The sequence below is a fragment of the Pseudorhodoferax sp. LjRoot39 genome, assembly GCF_964253035.1.
GTDB lineage: Bacteria > Pseudomonadota > Gammaproteobacteria > Burkholderiales > Burkholderiaceae_C > Pseudorhodoferax.
Window position 1 is genome coordinate 753380 of the sequence record NZ_CAXUQL020000001.1, and the last position, 13895, is coordinate 767274.

Genomic DNA, 13895 nt, shown 5'->3' on the forward strand with positions numbered 1-13895 from the left:
GACGCAGCACGCCCAGGCGCCGCTCAGGCCTTCACTTCGACCACCTGCTCGAACCCGCCGAAGATCATGCGCTTGCCGTCGAAGGGCATGGGCGGGTTGCCCGGCGCGGACGGGTCCATGCGCGGGTCTTCCATCATCTTCTTCATGCCGGCGTCGCGCGTGGCCTTGTCCGGCCATTCGACCCAGGAGAAGGCCACCGTCTCCTCGGCCGTGGCCTGCACGGCGCGGTGGAAGTCGGTGAGCTTGCCGTGGGGCACGTCGTCGCCCCAGCCCTCGATGACGCGCAGCGCGCCCAGCTCCAGGAAGATCGGGTCGAGCTTGCGCGCGTGCGCGATGAACTTCTGCTTGTTGGCGTTGGGGACGGCGATCACGAAACCATCGATGTAGGACATGTCTTCACTCCGGTTGGTTGAGGTACCGGCGCGCCCATCCACGAGCGCCCCGCATCCCCTCGACGAACGACGGGGCGCCGGATCGACATGTTCAGGCGTTCAGCGCCGCGCCGCCACCAATTTCATACCCGGCATGAGTTCGGCCGCGAGCTCGGGCCGCTCCAGCGCGTAGTCCAGGTTCATGCGCGCTATCTCCACATGCTCCTCGCCCAGCGCCTGGGCGCGGTACCCCTGCCCCTTCTCGATGGCCTGCACCATGGCGTGGTGCGTGCGGTGCGCCTGCTGCATCCACTGCTGGCCCTCCTGCATGGACGACTGCATGGGCAGCATGGCGCTGGGCGCGGCGAAGGGCTGGCTGTCCAGCATGTCCATGATGCGCTTGACGGCCGCGTTGCCGCAGCCCTCCACCACCAGGCGGTGGAAGCGGTCGTTCATCTCCACATAGCCGGCGTAGTCATCCAGCTCCATGGTGGGTTTGCCCACCACCTTGTCACCCTCGTCCAGACAATCGTGCAGCTCGCGCAGCAGCTGGCGCGGCGCGCCGTCCTCGGCCAGCAGGCGCAGCGCCAGGCCTTCGATCACGCCGCGCACGCGGATCGAGTCGGCAATCTCCTGCGAGGTGAACCGGCGCATCTGGTAGCCGCCGGCCGGCGAGGGCTCGATCAGCCCCTCGTGCTCCAGGCTGGCCAGTGCCAGCCGCACGGGCGTGCGCGAGGCGCCCAGTTTCTCGGCCAGCGGGATCTCGGCCAGGCGCTCGCCGGGGCCGAATTCGCCCTTCAGGATCATGTCGCGCAGCTGGACGAGCACGCGGGATTGTTGGGAGTCCATGGAAGAGCCTCGTTGCATGCAGGAGTCGGCGGCGAATTGTAGGAGCCCGATGGACTGCACGCATCAAGAACGTGTTGGCTCGATTTCTGCATGCATCTGTTTCAAATTGCATTGAATCAAGCCGCCATGCACTGCTTTGATGCAGGACAAACCCCTAGATGCCCGGGAAATCCCGAGCAATACAGTGCGACAAAGCTTTGACGCAGGTCAGAGGATACCGACAATGAATCCAATTGCATGCAACGGCGTGCAAACCTGCAAACACCCCTGGAGCTCACGATGATCAGCGCCGAACAGAACGACTTCATCACCCGCGTTGGCCGCGGCACGCCGGCCGGCACGCTGCTGCGCAAGTACTGGCAACCCGTGGCCTTGTCCGAGGAACTGCGCGGCCCGCGCCCGCTCAAGCCGGTGCAGCTGATGGGCCAACACTTCGTGCTGTTCCGCGACGAGAGCGGCCGCGTCGCCCTGCTCGACCGCGACTGCCCGCACCGCGGCGCCGACCTGGCCTATGGCCGGCTGGAGAACGGCGGCCTGCGCTGCGCCTTCCACGGCTGGCTGTTCGACGCCAGCGGCCAATGCCTGGAAACGCCCGCCGAGCCCGCTGGCAGCAAGCTGTGCACGCGCATCCAGCAGGGCGCCTACCCGGTGGTGGAGAAAAGCGGCACCGTGTTCGCCTACATCGGCGAGGGCGAGCCGCCGGCCTTTCCCGACTTCGACTGCTTCGTCGCGCCCGACAGCCACACCTTCGCATTCAAGGGCTTGTGGGAATGCAACTGGCTGCAGGCGCTGGAGGTGGGCATGGACCCGGCCCATGCCTCCTTCCTGCACCGCTTCTACGAGGACGAGGACACGGCGGAGAGCTACGGCAAGCAGTTCCGCGGCGCATCGGCGGATTCGGACCTGGCCATCACCCAGGTGCTGCGCGAGTACGACCGGCCCGAGATCCGCGCCGAAGCCGCGCCCTACGGCATGCGATTGACCACGCTGCGCACGCTGTCGCCCGAGCAGACCCATGTGCGCGTGACCAACGTGGTGTTCCCGCAGGCCTTCGTGATCCCCATGAGCACCGAGATGACGATCTCGCAGTGGCATGTGCCCATCGACGACCACCACTGCTACTGGTACGCGATCTTCACGAGCTTCACCGGCCCGGTGGACAAGGAGCAGATGCGCGCGCAGCGCCTGAAGACCATCGACCTGCCCGACTACACCTCGCGCAAGAACAAGCGCAATCAGTACGGCTACAGCGCCGAGGAACAGCGCACCAAGACCTACACCGGCATGGGCGAGGACATCAACGTGCACGACCAGTGGGCCTGCGAATCCATGGGCAGCATCCAGGACCGCACGCGCGAGCACCTCGGCACGACCGACAAGGGAATCATGCTGTACCGCCGCCAGCTCGTGAAGGCGATCGAAGCCGCGCAGGCCGGCGAGCCCGTGCCGATGCAGCCGACGGCCGCGGAGGCCGGCAGCTTCACCGGCCCGCCCTCCATCGACGGCGTGGCCGCGGCGGACAAGACCGACAGCTACTGCGTCGACGCCGACCTGGCGCGCCGCCAGGGTTCCGACTGGGCCAGTGCCCGTCTGGCCGCAGCCTGAGGCGCCACGCGATGAGCACTTTCGCCGAACGCTTCGGCCTCTGGAGCGCCGACCAACAGGCCCAGGCCACCGACATCATCGGCCGCATCGACGCGGGCGAACTCGACGTGCTGCGCTTCGCCTGGCCCGACCAGCACGGCGTGCTGCGCGGCAAGACCCTGGTGGCCGAGGCCGCGCGCGGCGCGCTCGCACGCGGGGTCAACCTCACGAGCACGCTGCTGGCCAAGGACACCTCGCACCGCTCGGTGTTTCCGGTGTTCTCCGCCGGCGGCGGCTTCGCGCTCGAAGGCCTGCAGGGAGGCGCCGACTTCGTGGTGCTGGCCGACCCGGCCACCTTCCGCATGCTGCCCTGGGCGCCGCGCACGGGCTGGGTGCTCTGCGACGCCTACATGAAGGACGGCCAGCCCTGCCCCTTCGCCACGCGCCGCATCCTGCAGCGCGCGATCGACCGGCTCGGCACGCGTGGCCTGGAGTTCGTGGCCGGCCTGGAGGTGGAGTTCCATGTCTTCAAGCTGGACCAGGCCCACATGGCCCTGGCGGATGCAGGCCAGCCAGGCACGCCGCCCGCCGTCTCGCTGCTCACGCACGGCCACCAGTACCTGACCGAGCTGCGCTACGACCGCGTGGACGGCCTCATGGACCTGCTGCGCACGCAGCTGCAGGCGCTGGGCCTGCCGCTGCACTCGCTGGAGATCGAGTTCGGCCCCAGCCAGTTCGAGCTCGTGTTCGGCCCCACGGCCGGCATGGAGCCGGCCGACACCATGGTGCTGCTGCGCAGCGCGATCAAGCAGATCTGCCAGCGCCACGGGTACCACGCCACCTTCATGTGCCGGCCGAAGATTCCCAACGTGATGTCCAGCGGCTGGCACCTGCACCAGTCGCTGCGCCGTGCCGAGGATGGCGCCAACGCCTTCATGCCCGTGGCCGGCGGCGCCGACGCGCACCCGCTGAGTCCGCTCGGCATGCAGTACCTGGCCGGCCTGCAGGCCCATGCCTGCGGCGCCGCCGCGCTGGCCAGCCCCACGCTGAACGGCTACCGGCGCTACCGGCCCTTCTCGCTCGCGCCCGACCGCGCGATCTGGGCGCAGGACAACCGCGGCGCCATGCTGCGCGTGCTGGGCGCGCCGGGCGACAACGCCTCGCGCATCGAGAACCGCGTCGGCGAGCCCACCGCCAACCCCTACCTGTACCTGGCCTCGCAGCTGTTCTCGGGCCTGCACGGCATCGAACAGGCGATGGACCCCGGCCCCTCGGCCGACGCGCCCTACGAAACGCCGGCTGCGCAGCTGCCGCGCACGCTGGACGCCGCGCTGGCCGCGCTGCAGGCCGACACCGTGCTGGTCGAAGGACTGGGCAAGCCCTTTGTCGACTACTACTGCCACATCAAGCAGGCCGAAATCGCACGCTTCAACCTCGAAGTCACCGAGTGGGAGCACCGCGAATACTTCGACATGTTCTAGGAACACGCCATGCCCACGATCCACTACATCCTCAAAGACGGCAGCACGCGCAGCGTCGAAGCCAAGCCTGGCGCCAGCGTGATGGAGACCGCCATCCGCCACAACATCCGCGGCATCGACGCCGAATGCGGCGGCAGCTGCTCCTGCGCGACCTGCCATGTCTATGTCGCCGACGACTTCCTGGCCAAGCTCCCCGCGCCCGACGCGATGGAAGACGAGCTGCTGGACGGCACCGCCAGCGAACGCGCGCCCAACAGCCGGCTGAGCTGCCAGATCACGGTGACGGCGGAACTCGACGGGCTCACGGTGCGCGTGCCGGAGACGCAGGTCTGATGGCCGACGCACTGGTCATCGTCGGCGCCTCGTACGCGGGCGTGCAGCTCGCGGCCTCCGCACGCGAACTGGGCTTCGACGCGCCCATCGTGCTGCTCGGCGACGAGGCGCACGCGCCCTACCAGCGCCCGCCGCTGTCCAAGGGCCTGCTGACCGGCAAGACGGCCGTCGACCAGCTCGCGCTGCGCGGCCCCGACTTCTTTGCCGAGCAGAACATCGATTTGCGGCTGGGCACGCGCGCCACGGCGCTGGACCTCGCCGCCCGGCGCGTGCAACTGGCCGATGGCAGCCACCTGGACTACGGCTGGCTGGCGCTGGCCACGGGTGCGCGCTGCCGGCCGCTGAACGTGCCCGGCGCTTCTCTGCAAGGCGTGCACGAGCTGCGCACGCTGGACGACGCGCTGGCCGTGCACGCCGCCGTCTCGGGCGCCAGCCAGGCCACCCGCGCCTGCGTGGTCGGCGGCGGCTTCATCGGCCTGGAGGTTGCGGCCGCGCTGACGGCCGCCGGCGCCCTGGTCACCGTGCTCGAAGGGCAGACGCGCCTGCTCGCGCGCAGTTTCCCGCCCGCCATGTCGGACTACGTGGCCGCAGCGCACCGCCAGCGCGGCGTGGCGTTGGAGCTGGGCCGAGGCGTCCAGGCCCTGTTGGCCAACGCCGCAGGCCATGTGCAGTCCGTGCTGCTCGACGACGGCCGCCAGCTGGCGTGCGAGCTCGTCGTCCTCGGCATCGGCGTGCTGCCCAACGTGGAGCTGGCCGAGGCGGCCGGCATCGCCTGCGCGGGCGGCATCCTCGTCGATGCCTGCGGCCGCACCAGCGCGCCGAACGTCCTGGCCGCCGGCGACGTCGCCAACATGGAACTGCCCCATGGCCGCCTGCGCCTCGAATCCATCCAGGCCGCCAACGACGGCGCGCGCGCCGCGGCCTCGGTGCTGGTCGGCCAGCCGCAGCCGCTCACGGCCGTGCCCTGGTTCTGGAGCGAGCAGCACGACCTCAAGCTGCAGATGGCGGGCATCCCCGCCCATGGCGACCAGACCGTGCTGCGCGGCGACATGGCCGACGACCGCTTCACGCTGTTCTACCTGCGCGACGGCGCGGTCGTGGCCGCGCACTCGGTCAACCGGCCGGCCGAGCACATGCTGGCGCGCAAGCTGATCGCCGGCCGGGCCCAGATCCCCGCCGAGACCCTGGCCGACCCCGCGGCCGACCTCAAACCGTTTTCCATCCTCCAGCCTCGCGGCTGATCCTTCCCACGGAGTTCCCCACGATGACGATGACCAAACGCTCCCTCCTCGCCGCCTCCGCCATGGCGGCCCTGGCCTGCATCGCCGGTTCCGCCCACGCCCAGGACGCGCTCAAGATCGGGCTGATCGGCACCTACTCCGGCCCCTACGCCGACTACGGCCGCCAGTTCGACGCGGGCGTGGCGCTCTACCTCAAGGAGCACGGCGGCAAGATCGCGGGCCGCACGGTGGAGGTGGTCAAGAAGGACACGGGCGGCGCCAACCCCGATGCGTCCAAGCGCATCGCGCAGGAGCTGATCGTGCGCGACAAGGTGCAGATCCTCACGGGCCTGGACTTCAGCCCCAACGCCTACGCCGTGGCCGCTGTCGCCACCCAGGCCAAGATTCCGACCGTGGTGATGAACGCATCCTCCTCGGGCATCACCGCCGCCTCGCCCTATGTGGCGCGGCTGTCGTTCACTGTGCAGCAGGTCTCCGATCCGATGGCGCGCTGGATGTTGCGCAACGGCACCAAGGAGGCCTACGTGGTGGTGGCCGACTACGCGCCGGGCACCGATGCGCTGACCGCGTTCAAGAAGGCCTTCGAGCAGGGCGGCGGCAAGGTCGTCGGTGAGCTGAAAACGCCCATGAGCAACCCGGACTTCTCGGCCTACGTGCAGCGCATCAAGGATGCCAAGCCACAATCCGTGTTCTTCTTCTTCCCCTCGGGCGTGATGCCGCCGGCCTTCCTCAAGGTCTGGAAGGAACGCGGCATGGACGAGGCCAGCATCAAGCTCTACGCCACCGGCGAGGCCACCGACGACAGCTACCTGGACGCCACCGGCGACGTGGCGCTGGGCCTCGTCACCAGCCACCACTACTCCTACGGCCACCCGTCGGCCAAGAACCAGAAGTTCGTGAAGGACTTCGAGGCGCAGTTCGGCAGCACGATGCGCCCGAGCTATTTCGCCGTGACGGCCTACGACGCGATGGCGGCCATCGACCTCGCGCTCAAGAAGACCGGCGGCGACGCCAGCGGCGACAAGGTGATGGAGGCGCTCAAGGGCCTGCAGTTCGAAAGCCCGCGCGGCCCGATCGAGATCGACGCAGCCACGCGCGACATCGTGCAGACCGTCTACATCCGCAAGACCGAGAAGGCCAATGGCAAGCTCGTGAACGTGGAGTTCGACAAGTTCGACCGCGTCAAGGATCCGGCCAAGGAAGCCAAGTAAGCCTGCGCCCACCAAGGCGCTGACCTCGGCGCGCGGCCCCCGGCGGGGCGCCGCGTGCCCTGCACCGGGAATCCAATGGGAATCGTCCTTTTCGACGGGGTGGCCTACGGCATGCTCCTGTTCCTCATGGCGGTGGGCCTGTCCATCACCATGGGCTTGATGAACTTCGTCAACCTCGCGCACGGCAGCTTCGCGGTGGTCGGCGGCTACACGGCCGCCGTGCTCATGAACCAGATGGGCCTGCCCTACTGGGGCGCGCTGGCGGCGGCCTTCGTGGCCGCGGCGCTGCTCGGCGCCGTGCTGGAGTTCGCGTTCTACAGACGTCTGTACCGCGCGCACCCGCTGGACCAGGTGCTGCTGTCCATCGGCGTGGTGTTCGTGTCGATCGCGGCGCTGACGTACTTCTTCGGGCCGACCATGCTGCCCTTTCACCTGCCGCCCGCGCTGCAAGGCCAGTTCACGCTGGCCGGCCTGGAACTGAGCCGCTACCGGATGTTCCTGATCGTCTGCGGCGTGGTCGTGCTGGCCGTGCTGCTGCTGGCCATGGGCCGCACGCGCTACGGCGCCATGGTGCGCGCCGCGGTGGACAACCAGCGCGTGGCTGGCGGCACCGGCATCCATGTGCAGCGCCTGTTCTTCCTGACCTTCTCGCTGGGCTGCGGCCTGGCTGGCCTGGGCGGCGCGCTGAGCCTGGGCATGCTGGGCCTGGAGCCCTCGTTCCCGCTCAAGTACATGGTGTACTTTTTGATCGTGGTCTGCGTGGGCGGGGCCGGCACCATCACCGGGCCCTTCATCGCCGCGCTGCTGGTCGGCATCGTCGACGTGGCCGGCAAGTACTACCTGCCCGAGGCCGGCGCCTTTCTGGTCTACGTGTTCATGATCGCCATGCTGCTGCTGCGGCCCAACGGCATCGTGCCCAAGAAGGGGATTGCATGAAACCCGTCACCCTGAGCCCGGGCCAGCTGCGCGCGGCCGAGGTCCTGTTCTGGCTCGCGCTGGCATCCAGCTTCTTCCTCGCACCCGACCACCTCACGCTGCTGTCGCAGATCCTCATCTTCGGCCTGTTCGCCGTGGCGCTGGACATGGCGCTGGGCTACGCCGGCATCCTGACCGTGGGCCACGCGGCCTTCTTCGGTGCCGGCGCCTACACCGCCGGCCTGCTGGCCAAGCACGGCTGGGGCGAGCCCTTCAGTGGCCTGCTGGCCGCGCTGGTGGTGGCCGGCGCGCTGGGCTACGCGCTGAGCTACCTGATCGTGCGCGGTGCCGACCTCACGCGGCTCATGATCACGATCGGCGTGTGCATGCTGCTGGCCGAGCTGGCCAACCGGCTCTCGGGCATCACGGGCGGCAGCGACGGCCTGCAAGGCATGGAGGTGAAACCCGTGCTCGGCATCTTCGAATTCGACCTGTTCGGCAGGACGGCGTTCGGCTACGCCTTCGTGGTGGTGCTTGCCATGTTCCTGCTGGTGCGGCTGGTGCTGCGCTCGCCCTTCGGCCTGGCGCTGCGCGGCATCCACGACAACCGCAAGCGCATGCTGGCCATCGGCACGCCGGTGGAGTCGCGGCTGCGCATGGCCTACGGCTTCTCGGCGGCCGTGGCCGGCGTGGCCGGCGCGCTGCTGGCGCAGACCACGCAGTTCGTGGGCATCGAATCCATCGGCTTCAACCGATCGGCCGAGATCCTGATCATCCTGGTGCTGGGCGGCACGGGCCGGCTGTACGGCGGCCTGGTCGGCGCCATCGTCTACATGCTGGTGCACGACTGGTTCGCCGACCTGAACCCCGAGTACTGGATGTTCTGGCTCGGCATCTTCCTGATCGCGGCCGTCATGCTGGGCCGCGGCGGCATCATGGGCGCGCTGTCGCGCCGCGTTCGCACGCAGGAGCACACACGATGACCGCCTTGCAGACGAGTGGGCTGGGCATCAGCTTCGGCGCCTTCCACGCCGTGGCCGACGTGAACCTCACGCTGGAGCCCGGCGCGCGCCAGGCCTTGATCGGCCCCAACGGCGCCGGCAAGACCACGCTGATCAACCTGCTGACCGGGATCTACCAACCCAGCGCGGGCGGCATCCGCATGAACGGCCAGGACATCACGGCCTGGCCTGCGGACAAGCGCGCACGCAGCGGGCTGGCGCGCACCTTCCAGATCAACACGCTGTTCGGCAGCCTCACGCCGCTGCTGTCGGTGGTGCTGGCCATCCACGAGCGCGAAGGGCAGGGCGCGACCTGGTGGCGCCCGTTCAGCCGCAGCACGGCTGCCTTCGACGAAGCCCACGCGCTGCTTCGGCGCCTGCGGCTGGACACGCTGGCCAACACGCCCGTGGCCGAACTGGCCTACGGCAAGCAGCGGCTGCTGGAGATCGCGCTGGCGCTGGCCGCACGCCCACGCATCCTGCTGCTCGACGAGCCGGCCGCCGGCGTGCCCGTGGACGAGAGCGGTGAACTCTTCGACGTGATCGCCGAACTGCCCGACGACATCAGCGTGCTGTTCATCGAACACGACATGAACCTGGTGTTCCGCTTCGCGCGGCGCATCTCGGTGCTGGTGGCCGGCCGCATCCTGACCGAGGGCACGCCGGCCGAGATCGGCCGCGACCCGCGCGTGCGCGAGGTCTACCTGGGCAAGACCCACATCGACATCCGCAAGGAGGCCATCCATGTCTGAACTGCTGGCCTTCGACGGCGTGACGGCCGGCTACGGCAACGCCGTGGTGCTGCACCGCCTGGGCTTCAGCCTGCGCGCCGGAGAGAGTCTGGCCATCCTCGGCCGCAACGGCGTGGGCAAGACCACCACGCTCGAGACGCTGATGGGCAACACGCGCGTGACGGGCGGCACCATCCGCTGGCGCGGCCAGGACATCACCCGCACGCCCGCCCACCAGCGCGTGCGCGCCGGCCTGGGCTGGGTGCCGCAGGAGCGCGAGGTGTTTCCCTCGCTGACCGTGGAGGAGAACCTGACCGTGGTCGCCCGTCCGGGCGCCTGGAACCTGCAGCGCGTCTACGGCCTGTTCCCGCGCCTGCGCGAGCGCCGCGCCAACTACGGCAACCAGCTTTCGGGCGGCGAGCAGCAGATGCTGGCCATCGCCCGCGCGCTGATGACGAACCCGCTGCTGCTGCTGCTCGACGAGCCCATGGAGGGCCTGGCACCCATCATCGTCGAGGAGCTTGCCGACGCCATCCGCCGGCTCTGCGAGCAGGAGGGACTGGCCTCCATCGTGGTCGAGCAGCACCCGGTGCTGGCGCTGGAGATGACGCACCAGGCCATCGTGCTGGAGCGCGGCACGGTCGTGCACGCCGGCCCCAGCGCCGCGCTCGCCGCCGACCAGGCCCTGCTCGACAAGTTCCTCGGCGTCGGCATCGAAGAAGAGCCCGCCTGATCCTGCCCCCTTCCAAGGAGTTGTCCATGTTCCACCGTCGCCACCTGCTCGCCGCCAGCGCCCTCGGCCTGGCCCTGCCACGCGCCTTCGCCGCGCAGGATTCCATCCGCATCGGCCTCATCGCCGAGATGTCGGGGCCCTTCGCCGAGTTCGGCCGCCAGATGCAGGCCGGCATCGCCGTCTACCAGAAGCAGTTCGGCGACAGCGTGGCCGGCCGCAAGGTCGAGGTCGTCGTCAAGGACGTGGCCGGCCCCAACCCCGAGCTGGCCAAGCGGCTCGCGCAGGAGCTCATCGTGCGCGACAAGGTCAGCGTGCTGGCCGGCTTCGGCTTCACGCCCAATGCGCTGTCGGTCGCGCCCATCGCCACGCAGGCCAAGGTCCCCATGGTGGTCATGAACGCCGCTGCCGCCAAACTGACCGAGAAGTCGCCCTTCATGGTGCGCACCTCGTTCGACTACCCCCACACGGTGCCGCCGATCGCCCAGTGGGCCGCGCAGAAGGGCTCGAAGAAGGCCTACGTGATCGTGGCCGACTACGCCCCCGGCCACGATGCCGAGGCCGCCTTTCTGGCCGCCTACAAGGCCACGGGCGGCGAGATCGTGGGCAGCGTGCGCACGCCGCTGGTCACGCTGGACTTCTCGCCCTACATGCAGCGCGTGAAGGACGCCCGGCCCGACCTGCTCTTCGCCTTCGTCAACGGCGGCGACGTGGCGCCGGCCTTCATCCGCGAGTACCGCGACAAGGGCCTGGAGCAGGCCGGCATCCGGCTCGTGGGCACGGGCGACATCGTCGACGAGGCCATCATCGAGACCATCGGCGAGCGTGCCCTGGGTCTGACCACGGTCTACCCCTATTCCATGCACCACAAGTCCGAGCTGAACGCGCGCTTCGTGCGCGACTTCAAGGCCCAGCGCGACGCCAAGGCCCGGCCGACCATCATGGCCGTGGCCGCCTACGACGGCATGGCCGCGATCTACGCGGCGCTGCAGAAGGCGGGCGGCGACGCCGACGGCGCCGCGCTGCTGCAGGCCATGCAGGGCCTGCAGCTGGACAGCCCGCGCGGGCGCATCGCCATCGACGCGAAGACGCGCGACATCGTGCAGGACCAGTACATCCGCCGCGTCGAGAAGGTCGGCGAGGTGCTGGCCAACGTGGAGTTCGAGACCTATCCCGCGACGAAGGGATGAGCGCCGCATTGCGCCTGGACATCGGCGCGCTGGGCGCCGCCTATGCGCGCGGCGCGCACGAGCCCGTGGCCGTGCTGCAGGCCGTTCTGGCCGCCGTGGCCGCGGACGCGCAGGACCTCAACGCCTTCTGCCACCTGGATGCCGAAGGCGCGCTGGCCCAGGCGCAGGCCTCGGCCGCGCGCTGGCAGGCCGGCCGTGCGCTGGGGCCGCTGGACGGCGTGCCGGTCTCCATCAAGGACCTGCTGCCCGTGGCCGGCTGGCCCACGCGGCGCGGTTCATTGGCCACGGCCGGCGAGGCGCCTGCCGCGCAGGACGCGCCGCTCGTGGCCCAGCTGCGCGCCGCCGGCGCCGTGCTGTTCGGCAAGACCACGACCACCGAATTCGGCTGGACCATAGCCAGCCACAACCCGCACGCCGGCACCACGCGCAACCCGCGCGATGTGGCGCGCAGTGCCGGCGGCTCCAGCAGCGGCGCGGCCGCGCAGGTGGCGGCCGGCTGGGGGCCGCTGGCCATCGGCAGCGACGCGGGCGGCTCGGTGCGCATCCCGGCAGCGTACTGCGGCGTGGTCGGCTTCAAGTCCACGTTCGGCGCGATCCCGGCCGCGCCGCAGAGCGCCTTCGCCGAGTTCGCGCACTTCGGCCCGCTCACACGCAGCGTGGCCGACTGCGCACGCGCCATGGCCGTGCTGGGCCAGAGCGACGCGCGCGACCCGGCCTCGCTGTACCCGCGCACGCCCGCGCAGCGGCCCGCCCAGCTGCGCATCGGCTGGTGCCTGGAACTGGGCGCGCCCACCGCGCTGCAGCCCGCCATCGCCCAGGCGATGCGGTCGCTGGTCGAACGCCTGGCCGCGGCCGGCCACCAACTGGTGGCGCTGCCGCCGCTGGGCCTGGACGCGGACCAGGCCATGTGGACTGTCTGGCAGTCGCGCGTGCACGAGTCCTTCGTCGACTGGAGCGATGCACAGCGCGCGACGCTGGACCCGGCGCTGCAGCGCCTGTGGGAACAGGGCGCCGACCTCTCGCCCACGCGGCTGGCACGGGCCCGCGCCCAGCTGCGCAGCCTGGCCGGCGCGCTGGCCCAGCAGTTCGCCGGCATCGACGTGCTGCTGACGCCGACCGCCCCGGCCGTCGCGCCCCCGCTGCCTGCAGCGCCGGACACGCAGCCGCGCAACTGGTTCGCCGGCAACGGCTACTGCTACCCGTTCAACCTCACGCAGCAGCCGGCGCTGAGCCTGCCGCTGGGCCGCGATGCGCAGGGCCTGCCGTTCGGGCTGCAGGTCGTGGGGAAGCGCTATGCGGACGAGCTGGTGCTGCATGCGGGGCGCTTGGTCGAGGGAATGCTGGCGGCGGGGTGAGTCCGGGTCCAGTCGTCCACGCGGTCTTCGGTGGATGACAATGCCCGGATGCCTGCCCGCCAACCGGCATCCAAGAAACCTGTCGCAGTTGCATCTGCACCTGTGGAGTACGCATTTGCCGAAGTGGTGCGGCTGATCGAACAGGCTCGCCAGCGCGCCTACCAAGCCGTCAACACCGAATTGGTGGGCCTGTACTGGCAGATCGGCGAGTACATCAGCGGCAAGCTGGCAGCCGCCGAATGGGGCGAAGGCGTGGTGGACAAGCTGGCGGCCCACCTGGCGCGCACCCTCCCCGGGCAGCGCGGCTTCACGCGCCGCAACCTGTTCCGGATGCGGCAATTTTTCGAGACCTATCGGGGCGATGAAGTGGTGACAGCGCTGCTGACACAACTTCCGTGGACCCACAACCTCCTCACTTCTGCTTCGTGGGCTCGGAGTTTCCGCTGCAGGTGGGCGGGCGCGACTTCGCCCTGGACCTGCTGTTCTTCCACCGCGGCCTGAACTGCCTGGTCGCCATCGAACTGAAGGTCGACCGCTTCGAACCCGAGCACCTGGGCAAGCTCAACTTCTACCTCGAAGCGCTGGACCGCGACGTGAGGAAGCCGCACGAGAACCCGGCCATCGGCCTGCTGCTGTGCGCGAGCAAGGATGCCGAGGTGGTCGAGTACGCCCTGAGCCGCACGCTCTCGCCCGCGCTGGTCGCGCAGTACCAGACACAGCTGCCGGACCGCCAGCTGCTGGCGGCGAAGCTGCACGAGTTCTATGCGCTGAGCGCGCCGGACGTCGCGCCACCGAACGGGCCGCGGCCCAAACGCCCGCGCAAGCCGCGCAGAGCCTGAGCGCAGCACGGGTCGATCCAAGCGGCGCCACAATCGCGGCCCGCCCCTCGTCCCCTTCGGCCGC

General features: G+C 69.8%; 15 protein-coding genes. 13 read left to right on the forward strand and 2 right to left on the reverse strand.

All coding sequences use genetic code 11. The annotated features are described in order from the left end of the window. Nucleotides 1-23: 23 nt before the first annotated feature. Nucleotides 24-392: a DUF1428 domain-containing protein gene (locus ACSQ4M_RS03580; RefSeq protein ID WP_436188298.1), complete on the reverse strand. Its 369-nt coding sequence runs from the start codon at nucleotides 390-392 to the stop codon at nucleotides 24-26. A 99-nt stretch (nucleotides 393-491) separates the two neighbouring features. Further along, complete coding sequence (locus ACSQ4M_RS03585; RefSeq protein WP_436188299.1) at nucleotides 492-1220, reverse strand: GntR family transcriptional regulator; 729 nt, start codon at nucleotides 1218-1220, stop codon at nucleotides 492-494. 279 nt (nucleotides 1221-1499) lie between these two features. On the opposite strand from ACSQ4M_RS03585, the gene ACSQ4M_RS03590 reads away from it, so the two are divergent. From ACSQ4M_RS03590 to ACSQ4M_RS03650, 13 genes are all read left to right on the forward strand, one after another. Continuing rightward, a complete protein-coding gene (locus ACSQ4M_RS03590; RefSeq protein ID WP_436188300.1) occupies nucleotides 1500-2825 on the forward strand; it encodes an aromatic ring-hydroxylating dioxygenase subunit alpha in 1326 nt (441 codons plus the stop codon). An 11-nt stretch (nucleotides 2826-2836) separates the two neighbouring features. Beyond that, nucleotides 2837-4285: a glutamine synthetase family protein gene (locus ACSQ4M_RS03595; protein WP_436188301.1), complete on the forward strand. Its 1449-nt coding sequence runs from the start codon at nucleotides 2837-2839 to the stop codon at nucleotides 4283-4285. 9 nt (nucleotides 4286-4294) lie between these two features. Further along, nucleotides 4295-4618, forward strand: a complete 324-nt coding sequence (locus ACSQ4M_RS03600; RefSeq protein WP_436188302.1) for a 2Fe-2S iron-sulfur cluster-binding protein — start codon at nucleotides 4295-4297, stop codon at nucleotides 4616-4618. After that, nucleotides 4618-5859, forward strand: coding sequence for an NAD(P)/FAD-dependent oxidoreductase (locus ACSQ4M_RS03605; RefSeq protein ID WP_436188303.1), 1242 nt, complete (start codon nucleotides 4618-4620; stop codon nucleotides 5857-5859). Before ACSQ4M_RS03600 ends, ACSQ4M_RS03605 begins: the two co-directional genes overlap by 1 nt. Nucleotides 5860-5882: 23 nt before the next feature. Further along, entirely contained in the window at nucleotides 5883-7070 is a 1188-nt protein-coding gene (locus tag ACSQ4M_RS03610) for an ABC transporter substrate-binding protein (RefSeq protein ID WP_436188304.1), read from the forward strand. Nucleotides 7071-7145: 75 nt separating this feature from the next. Further along, the gene (locus tag ACSQ4M_RS03615) at nucleotides 7146-8006 is read left to right on the forward strand and encodes a branched-chain amino acid ABC transporter permease (protein ID WP_436188305.1); all 861 of its coding nucleotides are present in this window, start codon (nucleotides 7146-7148) and stop codon (nucleotides 8004-8006) included. Beyond that, nucleotides 8003-8968 carry a branched-chain amino acid ABC transporter permease gene (locus ACSQ4M_RS03620; protein WP_436188306.1) on the forward strand — a complete coding sequence of 322 codons (966 nt, stop codon included), beginning with the start codon at nucleotides 8003-8005 and terminating at the stop codon, nucleotides 8966-8968. The genes ACSQ4M_RS03615 and ACSQ4M_RS03620 overlap by 4 nt, the downstream gene beginning before the upstream one ends. Next, on the forward strand, nucleotides 8965-9738 hold the full coding sequence (locus ACSQ4M_RS03625) for an ABC transporter ATP-binding protein (protein WP_436188307.1): 774 nt from the start codon (nucleotides 8965-8967) through the stop codon (nucleotides 9736-9738). The genes ACSQ4M_RS03620 and ACSQ4M_RS03625 overlap by 4 nt, the downstream gene beginning before the upstream one ends. After that, nucleotides 9731-10450 (forward strand): ABC transporter ATP-binding protein, encoded by a 720-nt coding sequence (locus ACSQ4M_RS03630; protein ID WP_436188308.1) that lies wholly within the window; start codon nucleotides 9731-9733, stop codon nucleotides 10448-10450. The genes ACSQ4M_RS03625 and ACSQ4M_RS03630 overlap by 8 nt, the downstream gene beginning before the upstream one ends. A 26-nt stretch (nucleotides 10451-10476) precedes the next feature. Continuing rightward, nucleotides 10477-11637, forward strand: a complete 1161-nt coding sequence (locus tag ACSQ4M_RS03635) for an ABC transporter substrate-binding protein (RefSeq protein ID WP_436188309.1) — start codon at nucleotides 10477-10479, stop codon at nucleotides 11635-11637. Then, on the forward strand, nucleotides 11634-12992 hold the full coding sequence (locus tag ACSQ4M_RS03640; RefSeq protein WP_436188310.1) for an amidase family protein: 1359 nt from the start codon (nucleotides 11634-11636) through the stop codon (nucleotides 12990-12992). Before ACSQ4M_RS03635 ends, ACSQ4M_RS03640 begins: the two co-directional genes overlap by 4 nt. A 30-nt stretch (nucleotides 12993-13022) precedes the next feature. Next, nucleotides 13023-13493 carry a DUF1016 N-terminal domain-containing protein gene (locus ACSQ4M_RS03645; protein WP_436188311.1) on the forward strand — a complete coding sequence of 157 codons (471 nt, stop codon included), beginning with the start codon at nucleotides 13023-13025 and terminating at the stop codon, nucleotides 13491-13493. Further along, entirely contained in the window at nucleotides 13418-13831 is a 414-nt protein-coding gene (locus tag ACSQ4M_RS03650) for a PDDEXK nuclease domain-containing protein (RefSeq protein ID WP_436188312.1), read from the forward strand. Before ACSQ4M_RS03645 ends, ACSQ4M_RS03650 begins: the two co-directional genes overlap by 76 nt. Nucleotides 13832-13895: the final 64 nt, after the last annotated feature.

Coding starts and splice junctions, on each gene's coding strand:
- ACSQ4M_RS03625 (WP_436188307.1), top strand. CDS start 8,965: ATGACCGCCTTGCAGACGAGTGGGCTGGGCATCAGCTTCGGCGCCTTC.
- ACSQ4M_RS03600 (WP_436188302.1), top strand. CDS start 4,295: ATGCCCACGATCCACTACATCCTCAAAGACGGCAGCACGCGCAGCGTC.
- ACSQ4M_RS03585 (WP_436188299.1), bottom strand. CDS start 1,220: ATGGACTCCCAACAATCCCGCGTGCTCGTCCAGCTGCGCGACATGATC.
- ACSQ4M_RS03595 (WP_436188301.1), top strand. CDS start 2,837: ATGAGCACTTTCGCCGAACGCTTCGGCCTCTGGAGCGCCGACCAACAG.
- ACSQ4M_RS03610 (WP_436188304.1), top strand. CDS start 5,883: ATGACGATGACCAAACGCTCCCTCCTCGCCGCCTCCGCCATGGCGGCC.
- ACSQ4M_RS03620 (WP_436188306.1), top strand. CDS start 8,003: ATGAAACCCGTCACCCTGAGCCCGGGCCAGCTGCGCGCGGCCGAGGTC.
- ACSQ4M_RS03590 (WP_436188300.1), top strand. CDS start 1,500: ATGATCAGCGCCGAACAGAACGACTTCATCACCCGCGTTGGCCGCGGC.
- ACSQ4M_RS03580 (WP_436188298.1), bottom strand. CDS start 392: ATGTCCTACATCGATGGTTTCGTGATCGCCGTCCCCAACGCCAACAAG.
- ACSQ4M_RS03605 (WP_436188303.1), top strand. CDS start 4,618: ATGGCCGACGCACTGGTCATCGTCGGCGCCTCGTACGCGGGCGTGCAG.
- ACSQ4M_RS03635 (WP_436188309.1), top strand. CDS start 10,477: ATGTTCCACCGTCGCCACCTGCTCGCCGCCAGCGCCCTCGGCCTGGCC.
- ACSQ4M_RS03630 (WP_436188308.1), top strand. CDS start 9,731: ATGTCTGAACTGCTGGCCTTCGACGGCGTGACGGCCGGCTACGGCAAC.
- ACSQ4M_RS03640 (WP_436188310.1), top strand. CDS start 11,634: ATGAGCGCCGCATTGCGCCTGGACATCGGCGCGCTGGGCGCCGCCTAT.
- ACSQ4M_RS03615 (WP_436188305.1), top strand. CDS start 7,146: ATGGGAATCGTCCTTTTCGACGGGGTGGCCTACGGCATGCTCCTGTTC.